1 pseudogene is annotated in these 227 nt (G+C 67.0%); it reads right to left on the minus strand.

Annotated features, from left to right (window positions below):
- Positions 1-50: 50 nt before the first annotated feature.
- Positions 51-227, minus strand: a pseudogene (locus GYB81_RS24205) (xanthine phosphoribosyltransferase); the annotation flags it as partial.

Below are 227 nucleotides of genomic sequence, written 5' to 3' on the forward strand. Positions count from 1 at the left end.
GCCTGCAGGCCACTGCCTCGCCATAAGGCGCGCGAGACCCTGGACGGTCCTTAGTCGAGGAAGCGCACCTGGCCGTTCTCCAGGGCGGCGACACGGGCCAGCGATTCGACGCGGTAGCCTTCGCTCTGCAGCAGGTTGCGGCCGTCCTGGAAGGATTTCTCGATGACGATGCCGATACCGGCAACCTGGGCGCCGGCCTGCTGGATCAGGTCGATCAGCGCCTTGGC

Source organism: Pseudomonas yangonensis (assembly GCF_009932725.1).
GTDB classification, from domain to species: Bacteria; Pseudomonadota; Gammaproteobacteria; order Pseudomonadales; family Pseudomonadaceae; genus Aquipseudomonas; species Aquipseudomonas yangonensis.